Origin of the sequence: Dietzia sp. HMSC21D01 (assembly GCF_001815995.1) — a bacterium.
GTDB classification, from domain to species: Bacteria; Actinomycetota; Actinomycetes; order Mycobacteriales; family Mycobacteriaceae; genus Dietzia; species Dietzia cinnamea.
In genome coordinates, this window is record NZ_KV823987.1 from 9,315 (window position 1) to 25,087 (window position 15,773).

At 69.6% G+C, this 15,773-nt stretch carries 15 protein-coding genes and 1 pseudogene; 9 read left to right on the forward strand and 7 right to left on the reverse strand.

The annotated features are described in order from the left end of the window. A pseudogene (locus tag HMPREF3086_RS11745) lies at positions 1 to 357 on the reverse strand (Asd/ArgC dimerization domain-containing protein); the annotation flags it as partial. 27 nt (positions 358 to 384) lie between these two features. On the opposite strand from HMPREF3086_RS11745, the gene HMPREF3086_RS18110 reads away from it, so the two are divergent. Further along, entirely contained in the window at positions 385 to 522 is a 138-nt protein-coding gene (locus HMPREF3086_RS18110) for a hypothetical protein (RefSeq protein ID WP_246830978.1), read from the forward strand. Here HMPREF3086_RS18110 and HMPREF3086_RS19930 read toward each other — a convergent pair. After that, entirely contained in the window at positions 509 to 736 is a 228-nt protein-coding gene (locus HMPREF3086_RS19930; protein WP_259897267.1) for a hypothetical protein, read from the reverse strand. The two genes, HMPREF3086_RS18110 and HMPREF3086_RS19930, sit on opposite strands and share 14 nt — an antisense overlap. Positions 737 to 900: 164 nt before the next feature. On the opposite strand from HMPREF3086_RS19930, the gene HMPREF3086_RS11750 reads away from it, so the two are divergent. After that, the gene (locus tag HMPREF3086_RS11750) at positions 901 to 1,797 is read left to right on the forward strand and encodes a YsnF/AvaK domain-containing protein (RefSeq protein ID WP_070722016.1); all 897 of its coding nucleotides are present in this window, start codon (positions 901 to 903) and stop codon (positions 1,795 to 1,797) included. A gap of 150 nt (positions 1,798 to 1,947) precedes the next feature. Here the strand turns inward: HMPREF3086_RS11750 and HMPREF3086_RS11755 are convergent, their stop codons facing one another. After that, on the reverse strand, positions 1,948 to 2,982 hold the full coding sequence (locus HMPREF3086_RS11755; RefSeq protein ID WP_070722018.1) for an aspartate-semialdehyde dehydrogenase: 1,035 nt from the start codon (positions 2,980 to 2,982) through the stop codon (positions 1,948 to 1,950). Between the two features lie 434 nt (positions 2,983 to 3,416). Between HMPREF3086_RS11755 and HMPREF3086_RS11760 the strand changes: the two genes are divergently transcribed. Beyond that, positions 3,417 to 3,962, forward strand: coding sequence for an SRPBCC domain-containing protein (locus HMPREF3086_RS11760; RefSeq protein WP_070722020.1), 546 nt, complete (start codon positions 3,417 to 3,419; stop codon positions 3,960 to 3,962). Between the two features lie 119 nt (positions 3,963 to 4,081). On the opposite strand, the gene HMPREF3086_RS11765 is transcribed toward HMPREF3086_RS11760, so the two are convergent. After that, positions 4,082 to 5,344 (reverse strand): aspartate kinase, encoded by a 1,263-nt coding sequence (locus HMPREF3086_RS11765; RefSeq protein WP_061917062.1) that lies wholly within the window; start codon positions 5,342 to 5,344, stop codon positions 4,082 to 4,084. 71 nt (positions 5,345 to 5,415) lie between these two features. Between HMPREF3086_RS11765 and HMPREF3086_RS11770 the strand changes: the two genes are divergently transcribed. The 6 genes from HMPREF3086_RS11770 (at position 5,416) to HMPREF3086_RS11795 (ending at position 12,671) form a co-directional block, all read left to right on the forward strand. After that, positions 5,416 to 6,414 carry a DMT family transporter gene (locus HMPREF3086_RS11770; protein ID WP_070722021.1) on the forward strand — a complete coding sequence of 333 codons (999 nt, stop codon included), beginning with the start codon at positions 5,416 to 5,418 and terminating at the stop codon, positions 6,412 to 6,414. Positions 6,415 to 6,502: 88 nt separating this feature from the next. Next, positions 6,503 to 7,300 carry a trypsin-like serine protease gene (locus HMPREF3086_RS11775; protein ID WP_082767814.1) on the forward strand — a complete coding sequence of 266 codons (798 nt, stop codon included), beginning with the start codon at positions 6,503 to 6,505 and terminating at the stop codon, positions 7,298 to 7,300. 124 nt (positions 7,301 to 7,424) lie between these two features. Next, entirely contained in the window at positions 7,425 to 7,862 is a 438-nt protein-coding gene (locus HMPREF3086_RS11780; RefSeq protein ID WP_070722023.1) for a GNAT family N-acetyltransferase, read from the forward strand. A gap of 159 nt (positions 7,863 to 8,021) precedes the next feature. Then, complete coding sequence (leuA, locus tag HMPREF3086_RS11785) at positions 8,022 to 9,881, forward strand: 2-isopropylmalate synthase (protein WP_070722025.1); 1,860 nt, start codon at positions 8,022 to 8,024, stop codon at positions 9,879 to 9,881. Between the two features lie 249 nt (positions 9,882 to 10,130). After that, the gene (locus HMPREF3086_RS11790; protein ID WP_070722026.1) at positions 10,131 to 11,231 is read left to right on the forward strand and encodes a peptidoglycan recognition protein family protein; all 1,101 of its coding nucleotides are present in this window, start codon (positions 10,131 to 10,133) and stop codon (positions 11,229 to 11,231) included. Between the two features lie 309 nt (positions 11,232 to 11,540). Next, positions 11,541 to 12,671 carry a glycerophosphodiester phosphodiesterase family protein gene (locus HMPREF3086_RS11795; protein ID WP_083324421.1) on the forward strand — a complete coding sequence of 377 codons (1,131 nt, stop codon included), beginning with the start codon at positions 11,541 to 11,543 and terminating at the stop codon, positions 12,669 to 12,671. Between the two features lie 163 nt (positions 12,672 to 12,834). Here HMPREF3086_RS11795 and HMPREF3086_RS11800 read toward each other — a convergent pair whose 3' ends face one another. The 3 genes from HMPREF3086_RS11800 to HMPREF3086_RS11810 all read right to left on the reverse strand — a co-directional run bounded on the left by HMPREF3086_RS11800 (position 12,835) and on the right by HMPREF3086_RS11810 (position 15,712). Further along, a complete protein-coding gene (locus tag HMPREF3086_RS11800) occupies positions 12,835 to 13,266 on the reverse strand; it encodes a phage holin family protein (RefSeq protein ID WP_070722029.1) in 432 nt (143 codons plus the stop codon). 8 nt (positions 13,267 to 13,274) lie between these two features. Beyond that, on the reverse strand, positions 13,275 to 14,636 hold the full coding sequence (locus HMPREF3086_RS11805; RefSeq protein ID WP_070722031.1) for an aspartate aminotransferase family protein: 1,362 nt from the start codon (positions 14,634 to 14,636) through the stop codon (positions 13,275 to 13,277). A gap of 134 nt (positions 14,637 to 14,770) precedes the next feature. After that, positions 14,771 to 15,712, reverse strand: coding sequence for an exonuclease domain-containing protein (locus HMPREF3086_RS11810; RefSeq protein ID WP_070722033.1), 942 nt, complete (start codon positions 15,710 to 15,712; stop codon positions 14,771 to 14,773). Positions 15,713 to 15,773 lie beyond the last annotated feature (61 nt).

A 15,773-nucleotide genomic window follows, 5' to 3' on the forward strand; every position in this document is an offset into this window, starting at 1 on the left:
GACCAGCAGCTCCGCGATCTGGATGGTGTTGAGCGCCGCGCCCTTGCGCAGGTTGTCGCCCGCCACCATGAGGTTGAGGCCCTTGTTGCCCTCGATCGATTGATCCTGGCGGATGCGGCCCACCAGCGACTCGTCGATGCCCGCGGCCTCGAGCGGCGTCGGCACGTCGACGACCTTCACGCCGGCCGCCTTGCTCAGCAGCTCGCGGGCCTGCTCCGGCGTGATGTCCTTCTCGAACTCGGCGTTGATGCTCAGCGTGTGACCGGTGAACACGGGCACGCGCACGCACGTGCCGGCCACCCGCAGCTCGGGCAGGCCGAGGATCTTGCGCGACTCGTTGCGCAGCTTCTGCTCCTGGCCCGGCACCTTCAGGACGTCACCGGCATGTCGATCAAGAAGATCGTCACCACCCTGCGGCCCCTGCGCACCGTCACCGTTGCCATCGGCGACCACGAAATGCTCGTCGAAGCCACAATCCCCGACGCCGCACGAGCCGTCATCGACGCGATCAACGCAGAGTGACACTAAAACTTATGGAAGTCAGGTCGGACTCCGCAGCGGTGTCGTCGACGAGGCCCGCCTCCTTCGCCTCGGCTCCGGGGTAGCGGTGGACCGTGCTCATCGCGGTAATGCCGCGGTCGTCGCGCATCACCCGGTAGTCGTGGGCCATCGCGAGCATCGCGCCGCCGCCGAGATCGGCGGGCCGGGTCGCAGCTCCTATCGCGTTGAGGTGCAACCGTTATGGACCCCCCGTTTAGCGGATGTGATGCTGGCCAGAGCCTTGGACAGGTGACCACCTCGGGGTGGCCGCAATGTTCGACGACGACCTTCCGGTCGCGGCTGGCAATGGCGACTCCTAACGTCGTCAATGGCACGATCCGACGACGTAAGGAGTCCGAAATGATCGGCAAGGATTCACTGGATCGACTCACCGGCGCGACCGCGTACGACCACGCTGGTGAAAAGATCGGCAAGATCGGCACGATCTACCTCGATGACGACAGCGACGAGCCCAAGTTCGCGACCGTCTCGACGGGACTGTTCGGAATGTCCGAGAGCTTCGTCCCACTGCAGGGCGCACGCATGGAGGGCGACGACCTCCACGTCACCTACGCCAAAGACCAGGTAAAGGACGCGCCCCGTGTGGACGCTGGCGGCCACCTCTCCCCGGACGAGGAGAATCGCCTGTACGAGCACTACCAACTCGAAGACGGAGGTCGGCGCGGCGGCGGGACCGGCACACCCACCGACTTGGGCGACCGCGATGATCGTGCTCCCGGCACTGCGGGGGCAGCGGGTGCCGCAGGAGCCGCCGGCACAGCAGGTGCCGCCGGAGCCGACGATCGGCGCAGGGGCGATCGGGATCACGAAGGCACCGAGACCGTCACCGCCCACGAAGAACGCCTCAACGTGGGAACCCGCGAAGAGGAGGTCGGGCGAGTCCGGCTCCGCAAGTACACGACCACCGAGAAGGAGACAGTCGAAGTCCCGGTCTCCAAAGAGAAGCTCGTGGTCGAGCGCGAGGACGTCGAGGGCAAGGTTCGTAAGGGCGGCCTCGACGAGACCGCCGACGGCGACCGCGATGAGGAGATAGTCCTCCGCGAGGAGCGGCCGGTGGTGGAGAAGGAGACCGTCGAGCGCGAGCGCGTCAACGTGGGCAAGGAGAAGGTCACCGACACCGAGACCGTGTCCGATCAACTCCGTACCGAGCACATCGACGTCGAAGGTGACGTGACCGGGGACCGCGGCGGCCGCGGGCATCGCGATGACCGGCCGGGAACGGCGGACGGTCGCTGACGTAGGCCGAGTCAACCCGGATAGAGGAGAGCCGCCGCTCGGTCCGCGTGACCGGGCGGCGGCTCTCGCCTGTGTGCGTCTGCGGGGCCTTGCCGTCGTTGCACTCCTGACCTGTTCAGCCCGCGTCTGGCCACTCGACCAGCAGATGCGCTACTTGACCAGCAGCTCCGCGATCTGGATGGTGTTCAGCGCCGCACCTTTACGCAGGTTGTCGCCAGAGACCACCAGGTTGAGGCCCTTGTTGCCCTCGATCGACTGATCCTGACGGATGCGACCGACCAGCGACTCGTCGCTGCCCGCGGCCTCGAGCGGCGTCGGCACGTCCACGACCTTCACTCCCGGCGCCTTAGACAGCAGCTCGCGCGCCTGGTCCGGCGTGATGTCCTCGTCGAACTCGGCGTTGATGGTCAGCGTGTGGCCCGTGTACACCGGCACGCGCACGCAGGTGCCAGCCACGGGCAGCCCCGGGATGTCGAGGATCTTGCGCGACTCGTTGCGCAGCTTCTGCTCCTCGTCCGTCTCCTCGGAACCATCGTCCACGATCGCACCCGCCAGCGGCACCACGTTGAACGCGATCGGCGCCACGTACGGACCCGTCTCACCGGCCTGCAGCGCGCTGCCGTCATGCACCAGCTCGTGCCCGGCCGCCACGTTGTTGGTCACCTGGTCGTTGAGCGTGGCCACTCCAGCCAGCCCCGAGCCCGACACCGCCTGGTACGTGGACACCACGAGCCGCTTCAGCCCCGCCGCGTCGTGCAGCACCTTGAGGACCGGCATCGCGGCCATCGTGGTGCAGTTGGGGTTGGCGATGATCCCCTTGGGCGGGTTGACGGTCTGGTCGGGGTTGACCTCGGAGACGACGAGCGGAACGTCGGGGTCCTTGCGCCAGGCACTGGAGTTGTCGACGACCACGGCGCCGGCCGCGGCGAACCGAGGGGCCTGCGCCTTGGACAGCGTGCCACCGGCCGAGAACAGGGCGATGTCGATGCCCTCGAGATCCTCGTCGCTGGTGGCGGCGACGTCCTCGACCACGATCTCCTCGCCCCGGAACGGCAGCGTGGTGCCAGCCGAGCGGGCAGAGGCGAAGAACCGCACTTCGTCCGCCGGGAAGTTCCGCTCCTCGAGCAGGGTGCGCATCACGCGCCCGACCTGGCCCGTGGCTCCGACGACGGCGACAGTGGTCATGAGAGGGGATCAACTCCTTGAAGATCTCGGGACCGGCTCCCGCGGACGGGATCTCCGTCCGGGCACGGGCGACCGGCAAACGCCCATGCTACCGCCCGTGGCGTTTCGGTCGAGAGTCGTGCGTCACCGCCGGCCGGGAGGGGACAGGACGGAGCGGGCAGGTTCCGGACTGTCCGTCAGCCGAGGGCCGCGTGATACCCCTGCGTGGCCCCGGCTGGGCTCCACCCCGAACTCCTCCCTGAGCGTGGTCCGGAGTCGGCTGCACACGTCCAACGCCTCGATCAGACGGCGGAACGCGCTGAAAGCGTGAGGACAGTGCCGCCGAGTGCGCGTTTAGCCATTCGAAAGTGAGCGGCGAGACGGCGGTGAGTCCGCACGGTTACCGTGGGCCGCGTCGCCGCCCGGCGGCACCGACACCCGAGGGGGACACGACCATGGCCAAGGCCGCAAGACGCCGACGCCCGATCCTGCGCTACACCGCCATCGCCGCCACGGCGGTGCTGCTTCCGGCCGTCGCGTACTCGATCTGGGCGGTGTCCCGCGACTACGAGATGAGCTCGGCCCTGGAGATCGAGGCCACTGCTGACGAGGTGTGGGCCGTCCTTGCCGACCGCGAGTCGTACCCGCGGTGGAATCCCTTCATCGTCTCCTCCGCCGGCGACCTGGTCGAGGGCGGGACGTTGACCAACGAGCTGATCGACACCAACGGCGGGAGCATGACGTTCACGCCGACGATCCTAACCGTCGAGCCCGGCCGGGAGCTGCGGTGGAAGGGCTCGGTGATGTTGCCGGGGATCTTCGACGGCGAGCACTGGTTCACCATCGAGCCCGCCGGCGACGGCCGGGTGGTCCTGCACCAGGAGGAACGGTTCTCCGGAATCGCGGTGCCGCCGATGATCGGCTCGATCCGCGAGACGACTCTCCCTATGTTCGACCGGATGAACGAGGCCCTGGCCGCCGAGGTATCGCGGCGGCGCTGAGCACGCCCCGGCGCCAGCGGGGCATGACGCAGCACGGTCCCGCGTTCCGAACACTCCTAGAGACCACCCCGGATAGGCCCGGGCGAAACGCTCTTCTCGACGGGGCGGGGAGGGGCGGGTCAGCGGCCGGTGCCGGCGTAGACCTGCGCCTCTTCCTCGCCGCCCAGCTCGAACGCCGCGTGGAGGGCGCGGACGCTGTCGGCGAGCTCATCCTCGCGGACCAGCGCCGAGATGCGGATCTCCGAGGTGGAGATGAGCTCGATGTTCACGCCCGCCTCGGACAGCGACTCGCAGAACGTCGCCGTGACCCCCGGGTGCGACTTCATGCCCGCGCCGACGAGGGAGACCTTGCCGACGTTGTCGTCGTAGAGCACCTGGTCGATGCCCAGCTCGTCCTTGGCCTTGGACAGCACCTCGACCGCCTTGGCGCCGACCTCGCGCGGGCAGGTGAAGGTGATGTCGGTCCTGCCCTCGGCCTTGGAGACGTTCTGCAGGACCATGTCGATGTTGATCTCGGCATCGGCGACGACGCGGAAGATCTTGGCCGCGTACCCCGGCTGGTCGGGGATGCCGACCACCGTGATCTTGGCCTCCGAGGCGTCGTGAGCGACTCCGGTCAGGACTGCGTCTTCCACGGGGATGTCCTCCACTTTTCCGGCCACGAGCGTGCCCGGGTTGGTCGAATACGAAGAGCGGACGCGCAGCGGCACGTGGTAGCGGCGGGCGAACTCGACGCTGCGCAGGTTGAGGATCTTGGAGCCGACCGCCGCCATCTCGAGCATCTCCTCGTACGAGATGGTGTCGAGCTTGCGGGCGTTCGGGACGATCCGCGGATCGGAGGTGTAGATGCCGTCGACGTCCGAGTAGATCTCGCACACGTCCGCGCCCAGCGCCGCGGCCATCGCGACCGCCGTGGTGTCGGAGCCGCCGCGACCGAGGGTGGTGACGTCGCGCGTCTCACGCGACACGCCCTGGAAGCCCGCGACCAGCGCGATCTTGCCCTGGTCGAGCGCCTCGCGGACACGGCCCGGGGTGATGTCGATGATCCGGCTGTTGCCGTGTCTGGTGGTGGTGATGATGCCGGCCTGCGACCCGGTGAACGAGTAGGCCTCCATCCCGAACGAGCTGATGGCCATCGCGAGCAGCGCGTTGGAGATGCGCTCACCCGACGTCAGCAGCATGTCCATCTCGCGCTGCGGCGGCGAGGGACAGACCTGGTCGGCCAGATCCAGCAGCTCGTCGGTCGTGTCGCCCATGGCCGAGGCCACGACCACGACGTCGTTGCCCGCCTTCCTGGTCTCCACGATCCGTTCGGCCACCCGACGGATCCGTTCTGCGGACTCCACGGAGGAGCCGCCGTACTTCTGCACTACGAGTGCCACGCGGTCACACCCTTCCGGTGTTGATCGGCTTAACGCAGACCCACTTTACGGGAGGTGTTTACTCATGAGTGATGACTGAAACCTGGGCGGCAGTACTCCTCGCCCTCGCCTCCGCCCTCAGCCAGGCCTTCGGCACCGTGATGCGGCACCGTTCACCGCGCCGCGCGAGGGGTCGACGCGAGGGTGACTTCCACATCCTCACCAGCCGATACTGGTGGACCGGCATGGCCATCAGCCTCGCCGGCTTCGTGTTCCAGGGGCTGGCGCTGATCTACGGCTCGCTCATCCTGGTCCAGACGATCACCGTCCTCTCACTCACCTTCGCCCTCCCGTTGGGCGCGTGGGTGACCGGGCGGCGGGTCACCAAGACCGAACTGTTCTGGGGGCACGTCCTGGCGGGATGCGTGGTCGTGCTGGTGATCTACGGCCGGCCCACCGGGGGCGAGGCACATCCGCCCTGGTGGCAGTGGGCACTGGCCTGTGCGGCGGGCGTCCTCGTCGTCGTCGTCCTCCTCCGTCTCTCCCGCACGCTCCGCGCCGACGGCAACCGTGCCCTGCTGCTGGGCGTGGCCGGCGGCACCGCGTTCGCCTACGTCGCGCTCCTCACCAAGGGCGTCGCCGACCGGTTCTACGAGGGCGGACCGCTGCTCGTGGCCACCACCGGCGAGGTGTACGGGCTCGTCGTGGCCGCCGTCGTCGCCCTGACGCTGCAACAGATGTCGTTCTCCGTCGGCGCCGTCCACCAGGCCGTGCCCGCATCGACCGTCACCACGCCGGTGGTCTCGCTCGCGCTCGGCGTGGTGGTCCTCGGCGAATGGTTCGCGGTCGACGGACCCGAGCTGGCGATCCTCGCAGCCACGCTCATCGTCATGGTCGTCGCGACGGTACGGCTCGCGCACAAGGAGGTCGACCCGGCGCCGTCAGTTGACGGGTCGGTGAACGGGTCGGGCGCGTCGGCGGACACGTCGGAGGCAGCGTCGGGCACGCCGCCGGGGACGGCGGCCGAGACCCCGTCCGGGACACCGTCGGTGATACCCCCCGACACGCGCCCCGAACCGCCCTCGCGGTAACGCGGGCACCGGCGGACGCGATTTTCCTGCCATGAGCACTCTCGCCGAGCGGCCCGACCTCGCCTCCCGATCGCCTAAGCTGAATCACATGCGCCTCACACGTCACACGGGTCGGCTTCTCTCGGCGATCGGCGCGGCCGTCGGGACGGTCGCCGCCACGCTCGCGGTCACGGCCCCCACCGCCGGCGCCGTGGTCGGCGGCGCACCCTCGGGCCCGGCGCCGTGGGCAGTGCAGATCACCACCTTCGGCGGCGTGCTCGGCGCGCCCTGCTCGGGAGTCGTCGTCCACCCGCGCTGGGTCGCCACCGCCGCCCACTGCGGCCCCACCGACCCCAACGCCTACACCCTCGGGTTCGGCAACTGGGCCACCGTGCCGGGCGGCTTCGCCACCACCGCCCCGCTCGCCACCCCGCAGGTCGTCGGCGCCTTCGGTTCCCTCGACACCGGCAGCTTCGGCCGTCACACCCCGGAAGCCGTCTACAAGGCCCCCGCCGGGGACTTCATGCTCATCAAGCTCCGCCACCCCGCGCCGTCGCCGTCCGTCCTGCGCGCCGGCGTCGACCCCGCCCCGGGCGCCGTCCTGCGCTTCCACGGCTTCGGCGAGACCACCCCCCGCGGCCTGCGCTCGGCCGACCTGCGCACCGGGCTCACCCGCCTCGACCGGATGGAACCCCGCGGCGGCTCCCGGATCGGCCGCTCGCACACCATCGAGGGCGGCTACGGCCTCGGCGACTCGGGCGGGCCCGTCTTCCAGGGCGACCGCCTCGTCGGCATCCACTCCGGCTCCGACCACGGTCGCCGCCAGCCGAACGGGACCAACCCCGCGTGGTACGAATCGATCCCGGCCCAGAACGGGTGGATCGACTGGATGATCACCCACCGGTGACAGCGGGCCCCTCCCCCACACGAGACGCCGACAGATGCGCCGACCGACCCGCCGCCCCGAGCCCGCGACGTGCCCCGGGGCCGCGCCCGTGCCGAACCGCGGCGCTATTTGCCACACTGGAGAAATGACCCCGCCGGAGCTCGTGATCCGTCGCGCCTCGCGCGCAGACCTGGACCTCGTGCTGTCCGCGGGCGACCTGTTCGACTCCCCGCCCACCGCCGAGTGGACGCAGGACTTCCTCGACCGCGGCTCGAACCTGCTCCTGATGGCCCTCCACGACGGGGTCCCGGTGGCGATGCTCGTCGCCGTGGAGACCGGCCACCTGGGAGACAGCCCCGACCTGTTCGTCTACGGCATCCGCGTCCGCGAGGACCTGCGCCGCCAGGGCATCGCGCACCGGCTCGTCGAAAAGGCCGTCTCGGTGGCCGAGGAAGCCGGCTGTCGACGCGTCTGGGGATCGATGCACGACGACGACGTCCGGGACCTGTGCCCCGGCTCCCCTCTGCGCACCCCGAACGACGTCACCGCCGGCCCCACCACCTTCGTCATTCCGATTCCGTGACGTCTGGCGGGAAGGTGTATGGTGACCTGCATGCAGCGCGTGCTCCTTCTTGGATGCCGCGGCGGGGCCCGCTAGAGCGGACCGGCTCCCCGTCGCGGGATCTCGTCGCGCCGGTCCGATCCTGAAACGATCGAACTCCACGGAAGTTGAGCCCCTACGATGAATCCCGCTGATGCCTTCGTCTCGTCGTCGTCGACCCTGACGCCCCCCTCCAAGCCCGGCCGCCCCGACCAGCCGTCGTGGAACAAACAGCGCGGCTCCTCCATGCCGTGGCACCGGTACCGGCCGTTCGCCGAGGAGGTCGAGGACGTCTCGCTGCCCGACCGCACCTGGCCAGACGAGGTCATCACCCACGCCCCCCAGTGGTGCGCCGTGGACCTGCGCGACGGCAACCAGGCCCTGATCGACCCCATGAGCCCCGCGCGCAAGCGCCGCATGTTCGACCTGCTGGTGCGCATGGGCTACAAGGAGATCGAGGTCGGCTTCCCGTCCGCCTCGCAGACGGACTACGACTTCGTCCGCGAAATCATCGAGGACGCCGCGATCCCCTCCGACGTCACCATCCAGGTGCTGGTCCAGTGCCGCGAGGACCTCATCCGCCGCACCTTCGAGGCGTGCGAGGGCGCGTCCGACGTGATCGTGCACTTCTACAACTCCACGTCGATCCTCCAGCGCAAGGTCGTCTTCCGTAAGGACCGCGACGCCATCAAGAAGATCGCCACCGACGCCGCCGAGCTGGTCACGTCGATCGCGAAGGACTACCCCGACACCAACTGGCGCTGGGAGTACTCCCCCGAGTCGTTCACCGGCACCGAGCTGGCCTTCTCCAAGGAGGTCTGCGACGCGGTCACCGAGATCGTGGGCGCGACGCCGGAGAACCCGATCATCATCAACCTGCCGGCGACGGTCGAGATGGCCACGCCCAACGTCTACGCCGACCAGATCGAGTGGATGCACCGCAATCTGGCACACCGCGACTCGACCATCCTGTCGCTGCACCCGCACAACGACCGCGGCACCGGCGTGGCCGCCGCCGAGCTGGCCTTCCAGGCCGGCGCCGACCGCATCGAGGGCTGCCTGTTCGGCAACGGCGAGCGCACGGGCAACGTGTGCCTGGTGACCCTGGGCATGAACATGCTCACCCGCGGCGTCGACCCGCAGATCAACTTCTCCGACATGGACGAGATCCGCCGCACGGTCGAGTACGCCAACCAGCTGCCCGTCCCCGAGCGTCACCCCTACGGCGGCGACCTGGTCTTCACCGCGTTCTCCGGCTCGCACCAGGACGCCATCAACAAGGGCTTCGACGCCCTGCAGGCCGAGGCCGACGCCCGCGGCGAGGACATCACCGACATCACGTGGGAGGTCCCGTACCTGCCCGTCGACCCGAAGGACGAGGGCCGCACCTACGAGGCCGTCATCCGCGTGAACTCGCAGTCCGGCAAGGGCGGCGTCGCCTACATCATGAAGAGCGACTACGGCCTGCAGCTGCCGCGGCGCCTGCAGATGGAATTCTCACAGATCGTCCAGAACGTCACCGACTCCGAGGGCGGCGAGGTCACGCCCAAGGCCATGTGGGACATCTTCTCCCTCGAGTACCTGGACCGCATCTCACCCATGGAGCGCATGTCCCAGGTGCTCTCGCCGGCCGAGACCGACGACGGTGAGGACTTCATCGAGGCCGTCATCAAGTGGAAGGGCGAGACGCGGGAGCTGACGGGGTCCGGTAACGGCCCCCTGGCGGCGTTCGTCGCCGCCCTGAACGAGATGTTCGACGACGAGGTACGCATCCTCGACTACTCGGAGCACGCGATGACCGCCGGGGACGACGCGACCGCAGCCGCCTACGTCGAGGTGCAGTTCGGCAACCGGGTCTTCTGGGGTGTCGGCCGGGCCGGTTCCATCACCACCGCATCCCTGCGCGCCGTGGTCTCCGCTGTGAACCGTGCGTACGCCGACGAGGCCGAGAGCGCCGAGGCCGTGGGTTCGGTCGAGGGCGCGCGCACCTGGGCCCCCTGACGGGCTGGGCGGCTTCGGCGCGCCCGGCAGTCCCCCATCGACAAGACCGTTCCGCAGACATCGCCCGAGTGGCGGTGTGCGGAACGGTCTTCTCGTAAGCCTGCGTACGACGCCTCCTGAACCTCATCCTTCACATGTATCACTCCGGTAACGATGGTCTCGATTCGATCACAACAAACGCGTAATGTGGCGTCGGGTCGCGCCGATAGGTACGGCGTCGCCTTCCGTACCCGTCTGTCTGGAGCCGTTATGTCCGTGACCCGCCGTGGATTCCTCACCGCCGCATCGGTCGGCGTGGGCGCCGCCGTCGCCACCTCCGTCCGCGGCCCCGTAGCCGGGGCCGATCCGTTCACCACCGGTTCCCTCGGCGTGGCCCAGGACCTCATGCAGTCGATCTCCACCGGCAGCGGCATGATTCAGCCGAACGGACCGCTCGGCTTCGTGGGCGTCACCTTCCCGAGCCCGGAGGAGATCGCCGGCCGCATCCGGTTCGCGTTCCCCGACGGCTCCGTCGGCGACTGGCTGCCGCTCGAGGCCATGGATTCCGCGCCGGACGCCGGCAGCACGCCCGCCGCGGAGCTCGTCGCCGCGCCCGACGGCGCCGTCGGCTACGAGGTGGACGCCCCCGCGGGCTCCGAGGCCACCGTCTTCGACGACGGCCGGGGAACCCCGCGCAACTACAGCCTCGGCAGCATCGGCTTGGCCGGCCTGCCGGTGATCCCGCGTGCCGCGTGGGGCGCCGGCGACGTCTCCGGATTCCGGTGGGCGCCGACCTACTTCCCCGCGCAGTCCATCACCATCCACCACACCGCGGTCCTTCCCGGGCCGGACCGTGCCGCCAGCGTGCGGGCGATCTACAACTACCACGCCAACACCCTGGGCTGGGGCGATGTCGGGTACCACCTGATCATCGATCCCGAGGGCCGGATCTACCAGGGCCGCGGCGGCACACCGGTGGGCAACCCGGTGTTCCAGGTCCCGCCCGTCGCGGGCATCGCTCCCCCGGTCGTCACCGCCGGACACGTCGGCGGCGTCAACAACGGCAATATCGGCATCAGCCTGCTGGGCGACTTCACCGGCGCCCCGCCGACCGCCGCCGCCGTGGGCGCGACCATCGACTGCGTGCGTGCCCTGTGCAATGCCACGGGCATCAACCCGCGGGCGGGCATCACCTATCGCAATCCGCAGGGCGGCGCGACGCGACCGATCATGGCGGTCTCGGGTCACCGCGACTGGGGCGGCACGGCATGCCCGGGCAACTCCTTCTACCCGCAGATGCAGTTCATCCGCGACCAGGCCGCGCGGGGCTGGGCCCCGACCGCCGTCTCCTCGGCGGCGTTCGGTTCCTGACGTCCGCGGCCCCGCCTCCGCGACGACAAGAGCGTTCCGGACACCCGCACCCGGGAAACGTGTTCGGGACGCTCTTCTCGTGGGGGCGGGACGTCGAGGGCGATCAACGAGGGAGCGACGGCCGGTCGCGGAGTAAGTCACGGCCGCACGACTGCACACGTAATTCCCCCTGCGCGAAGGGCTATCTCAGTCGACACCCCGTGTTCACTCGTCGGTGAACCGACCGTGGGCGACGCCGTCTAGCGTCACACCGGCAAGAAGCGCCCGGATACCCCGGGTAGCCAGCCCACACCCCACGAGGTTCCCCATATGCGCAGCACACGTGCCCTGTCCACGGTCGGAGCCACCGCGCTCGGCTGTCTCCTCACCGCGTCCGTCACCGTCTCGGCGGCGCCGACCGGCTCGCTCGGCGCCGGCGGCCCGCTGGGGTCGCTCGACGTCGTCGGCTCGCTGGACCCGAGCGAGGGCGAGTTCGATCTCCAGGCCCACCGGGGCGGCGTGGGCCTCCACGTGGAGAGCTCCCCGCAGGCGTTCTCCCACGCACTTGAGCTGGGCGTGACCACTCTGGAACTGGATACCCAGGTCACCGCCGACGGCGAGGTCGTGGTCACGCACGACCGTCGCCCCCGGACGGACGTCTGCCAGGACACCGAGCCCGTCACGGCCGGCGACCCCCTGTTCCCGTACATGGACAACTACATCCACGAACTGACCCTCGCGCAGGTCCGGACCCTGGACTGCGGGTCGATCCGGCGCCCCGGGTACCCCGATCAGCAGACCCACCCGGGCCAGCAGATGATGCTCCTCTCCGAGCTCTTCGACCTGGTCAAGGCTCACGGGGCCGACGGGCCGGACGGGGTGCGGATGAACATCGAGACGAAGGTCGAGGCCGGCGCCCCGTCCGAGACCGCGCCGCGCGAGGAGTTCGTCTCGGCCGTCCACCGGGAGATCGCGGCGTCGGGCCTCGAGCACCAGATCACCATCCAGTCGTTCGACTGGGGTGCGCTGATGGCCATGCACGAGCTCGCCCCGGGCCTGCCGCTCGTCGCCCTGACGAACCACGACTTCCTCGGCATCGGCGCCGAGACGCCCTCTCCGTGGCTCGGCGGGATCGACATCGCGGACTTCGACGGTGACGGCGTCGCCGCCGCGGCGTCCATCGACGGCGTCGTCGCATACTCACCGGTCGCCACGCACCCGGACCAGGGCTGCACTGTCGGTGTGAACACCTGCCGGCCGTACGTCACCCGGGACATGGTCGACAGGGCCCATGCGCACGGGCTGGAGATTATCCCGTGGACGGTGAACAACGTGCCGACCATGGAGTACCTCATGGACGTCGGCGTCGACGGGATCATCACCGACTACCCGAACCTGCTGCGGGACCTCATGGCCGAGCGGGGACTGTCGCTCCCGAGGCAGTACACCGCCGAGGGGTGAGCTGACCGCCGGGTCCGCCACACCGACGAGCGAGCCGTCACTCCGGTCAGCGTTTCCCCAGGTGGGGATCCGCTGGAAGGTGCCGGAGTGACGGCTCGCAGGGTCAGGCTGCTCGCGGGGCCAGACGGCTCGCGGGGTCAGACTGCTCGCGGGGTCAGACTGCTCAGTCGCGGGCGCGCGAGGGGATCAGCATGCCGAGCACCCAGTTGACCAGGCCGATCACGATCGCGCCGAAGAAGGCCGCCCAGAACCCGCTCACCACGTACTGCGCTCCGAAAGGCTGGAACGTCGTGGTGATCCACCCGGTGATCATGAGCATCAGCGCGTTGACCACCAGCAGGAACAGCCCCAGCGTGAGGATGGTCAGCGGCAACGAGAGCAACTGCACGATCGGCTTGACCACCGCGTTGATCAGGGTGAACACCACGGCCACGATGAGCAGCGCGGCGATGGTCGGCACGCTCACCTCGTTGTCTGCGCTGCCGGCGGCGGTCCCGGCGTCCGCAGCGGGTTCGTACAGGGAGATCCCCGGCACGATCAGGGTCGCCACCCACAGGGCGACGGCGTTGACGATCAGCCGCAGTACCAGCGCCATCGGAAGAGTCAGCTCCTCACATACTCATCGGCCACGTCGAGCGCGCGGTCGAAGATGTCCAGCCCCTCGTGGGCCTCGTCGGGGGTGATGATGCACGGCGGCACCACGTGGAAGCGGTTGTAGTTCATGAACAGCAGCAGGCCGTCCTTCTTCGCCGCTCCGAACGTGCGGGCCATGGCCTCCGATGATCCACCGTAGGGGGCGAGGGGCTCGCGCGTCTCGCGGTCGGCCACCATCTCCACCGCCCAGAACACGCCGAGGCCGCGGACCTCACCGATCGACGGGTGCTTCTCGGCGAGTTCGCGCAGGCGCGGACCGATCACGTCCTCGCCGATCATCTTCGCGTTCTCGACGATCTTCTCGTCGCGCATGAGGTTGATGGTCGCGACGACCGACGCGCAGGCCAGCGGGTGTCCGGCGTAGGTGAGGCCGCCGGTGTACGGCGTGGTCTCGAACGACGCGGCAATCCGGTCGTGGAGGATGACGCCGCCGAGCGGGACGTACCCGGAGTTGGAGCCCTTGGCGAAGGTGATGAGGTCGGGTGCCCAGTCGTCGTCGCCGGACCGGAAGTTGTCGAGGGCCAGCCACTCGCCGGTGCGGCCGAACCCGGACATGACCTCGTCGCAGATCATGACGATCCCGTACTTGTCGCAGATCTCACGCACGCCACGGAGGTAGTCGGCCGGCGGGACCATGATGCCGACGGTGCCGGGCACCGACTCGATGATGAGCGCGGCGAAGTGGTCGGGCCCCTCGAGCCCGATGAGCGAGTCCAGATGCTCGAGCGCACGGTCGCATTCCTGCTTGGAGTTCTCCGCGTAGAACTGCGAGCGGTACAGGAACGGGGCGTGGAAGTGCACGGCGCCGGTGTTGCCGAGGTCGTTGGCCCAGCGGCGCGTGTCGCCCGTGAGGTTCATCGAGGTGGTGGTGGCGCCGTGGTAACTGCGGAACGCCGAGAGGGTCTTGTGCCGGCCGGTGTGGCGGCGGGCCATGCGGACGGCGTGCTCGACGGCCTCGGTGCCGGCGTTGGTGAAGAACACGCGGTTCATCCCGGCGGGCGCGACCTCGGCGACGAGGCGGGCGGCCTCGGCGCGGGCGGCGTTGGCGTGCGCCGGGTTGATGGTGCACAGCTCGGCGGCCTGGTCCTGGATCGCCTTGACGACCACCGGATGCTGGTGGCCGATATTGGTGTTGACCAGCTGGGACGTGAAGTCGAGGAGGCGGTTCCCGTCGCCGTCGGTCAGATGGCAGCCCTCGGCGGCGGTGACGACCATCGGATCGGTCGTGCCCCAGGCCGACCACGGGGCCAGGACGTGGGCACGTTCCTTCTCGTAGACCTCTCGGGCGGCGGCGTTCTGGGGTGCGGGCACGGGGAAGTACTCCTGTGGTCGACGGCGTTGTCCACGGCCATCATGTCAGTTCCGCGCCGCCCTCCCGGACGAGCGCTCCACGATGCGGAATCAGCTGCTGCGGCCGCCGTCGCCCGGTGCGTAGACCGACGCCGTCAGAAGAGCGCCTCCTGCGCACTGTCCACGGCCTGGGCGCCGGCGACGGGCCGGCCGGGGGCGACGTCGGCGAGCATCTCCTCGAACCGGGCGTACGGCACCAGCTCGAGCCCCTTCTTCCGCGCGAACGCGGTGCGTCCGCGCACCGCGCCGGGTGCGTCGCACACCGCGAGTGAGGTGCGAGACGAGATGCGGTCGGCCACGTAGAGACCGGCGTCGACGACGAGGGAGACGATCTCCTCCGGGTCGCGATCCACGTCCTGCGTGAAGACCACCTCCATGCCCTGCACCAGCCCGCCGCCGCGCTTCAGCCTCCCGGCCGGCCGCCACAGCCTGGGTGCGGCGAGGGCATCCGCCCACACCGTGGACACCAGATACCCGGTCTCGGGGTGGGCCACCATGGCGTCGAGTTCGCGGACCGAGGGGCGCACGCCCTTCGCGGCGGCCACCTCGAGCAGTCCGGCGAACACCCCGGCCAACACGAGGGCGTCATCGTGGGCGTCGTGCGCGGCCCGCTGCACCACCCCGAAGTGGGCGGCGAGCGTCGACAGTTTGAGGTCGGCGGTGGACAGGTGCAGCCGACCGGCGAAGTCCAGGGTGCACAGGAACCGCTCGAGCGGCGCCGGGAGTCCTGCCCGGCGGGCCTCGGCCGCGAGGAACGACGCGTCGAAGGCGGCGTTGTGGGCGACGACCGTCCTCCCGTCGAGCACCCGGTCCAACTCCGCGGCCACGTCCGGGAAGCGTGGTTTGCCGGCGAGGAGGGCCGGGGTGAGGCCGTGCACGTGGACGGGCCCCGGGTCCACCCCGGGGTTGAGCAGGGTCGCGAACTCCTCGACCACCTCGCCGTCGTCACCCATCACCACGGCGGCCACCGACAACACCCGGTCGACCGCCGGCGTCATCCCCGACGTCTCGACGTCCACCACGACCCAACCCGACATGCCCACCATCGTCCCAGACCCCTACGACATCCCGGCCGGCACAAGACCCTCTCGGCGTTCC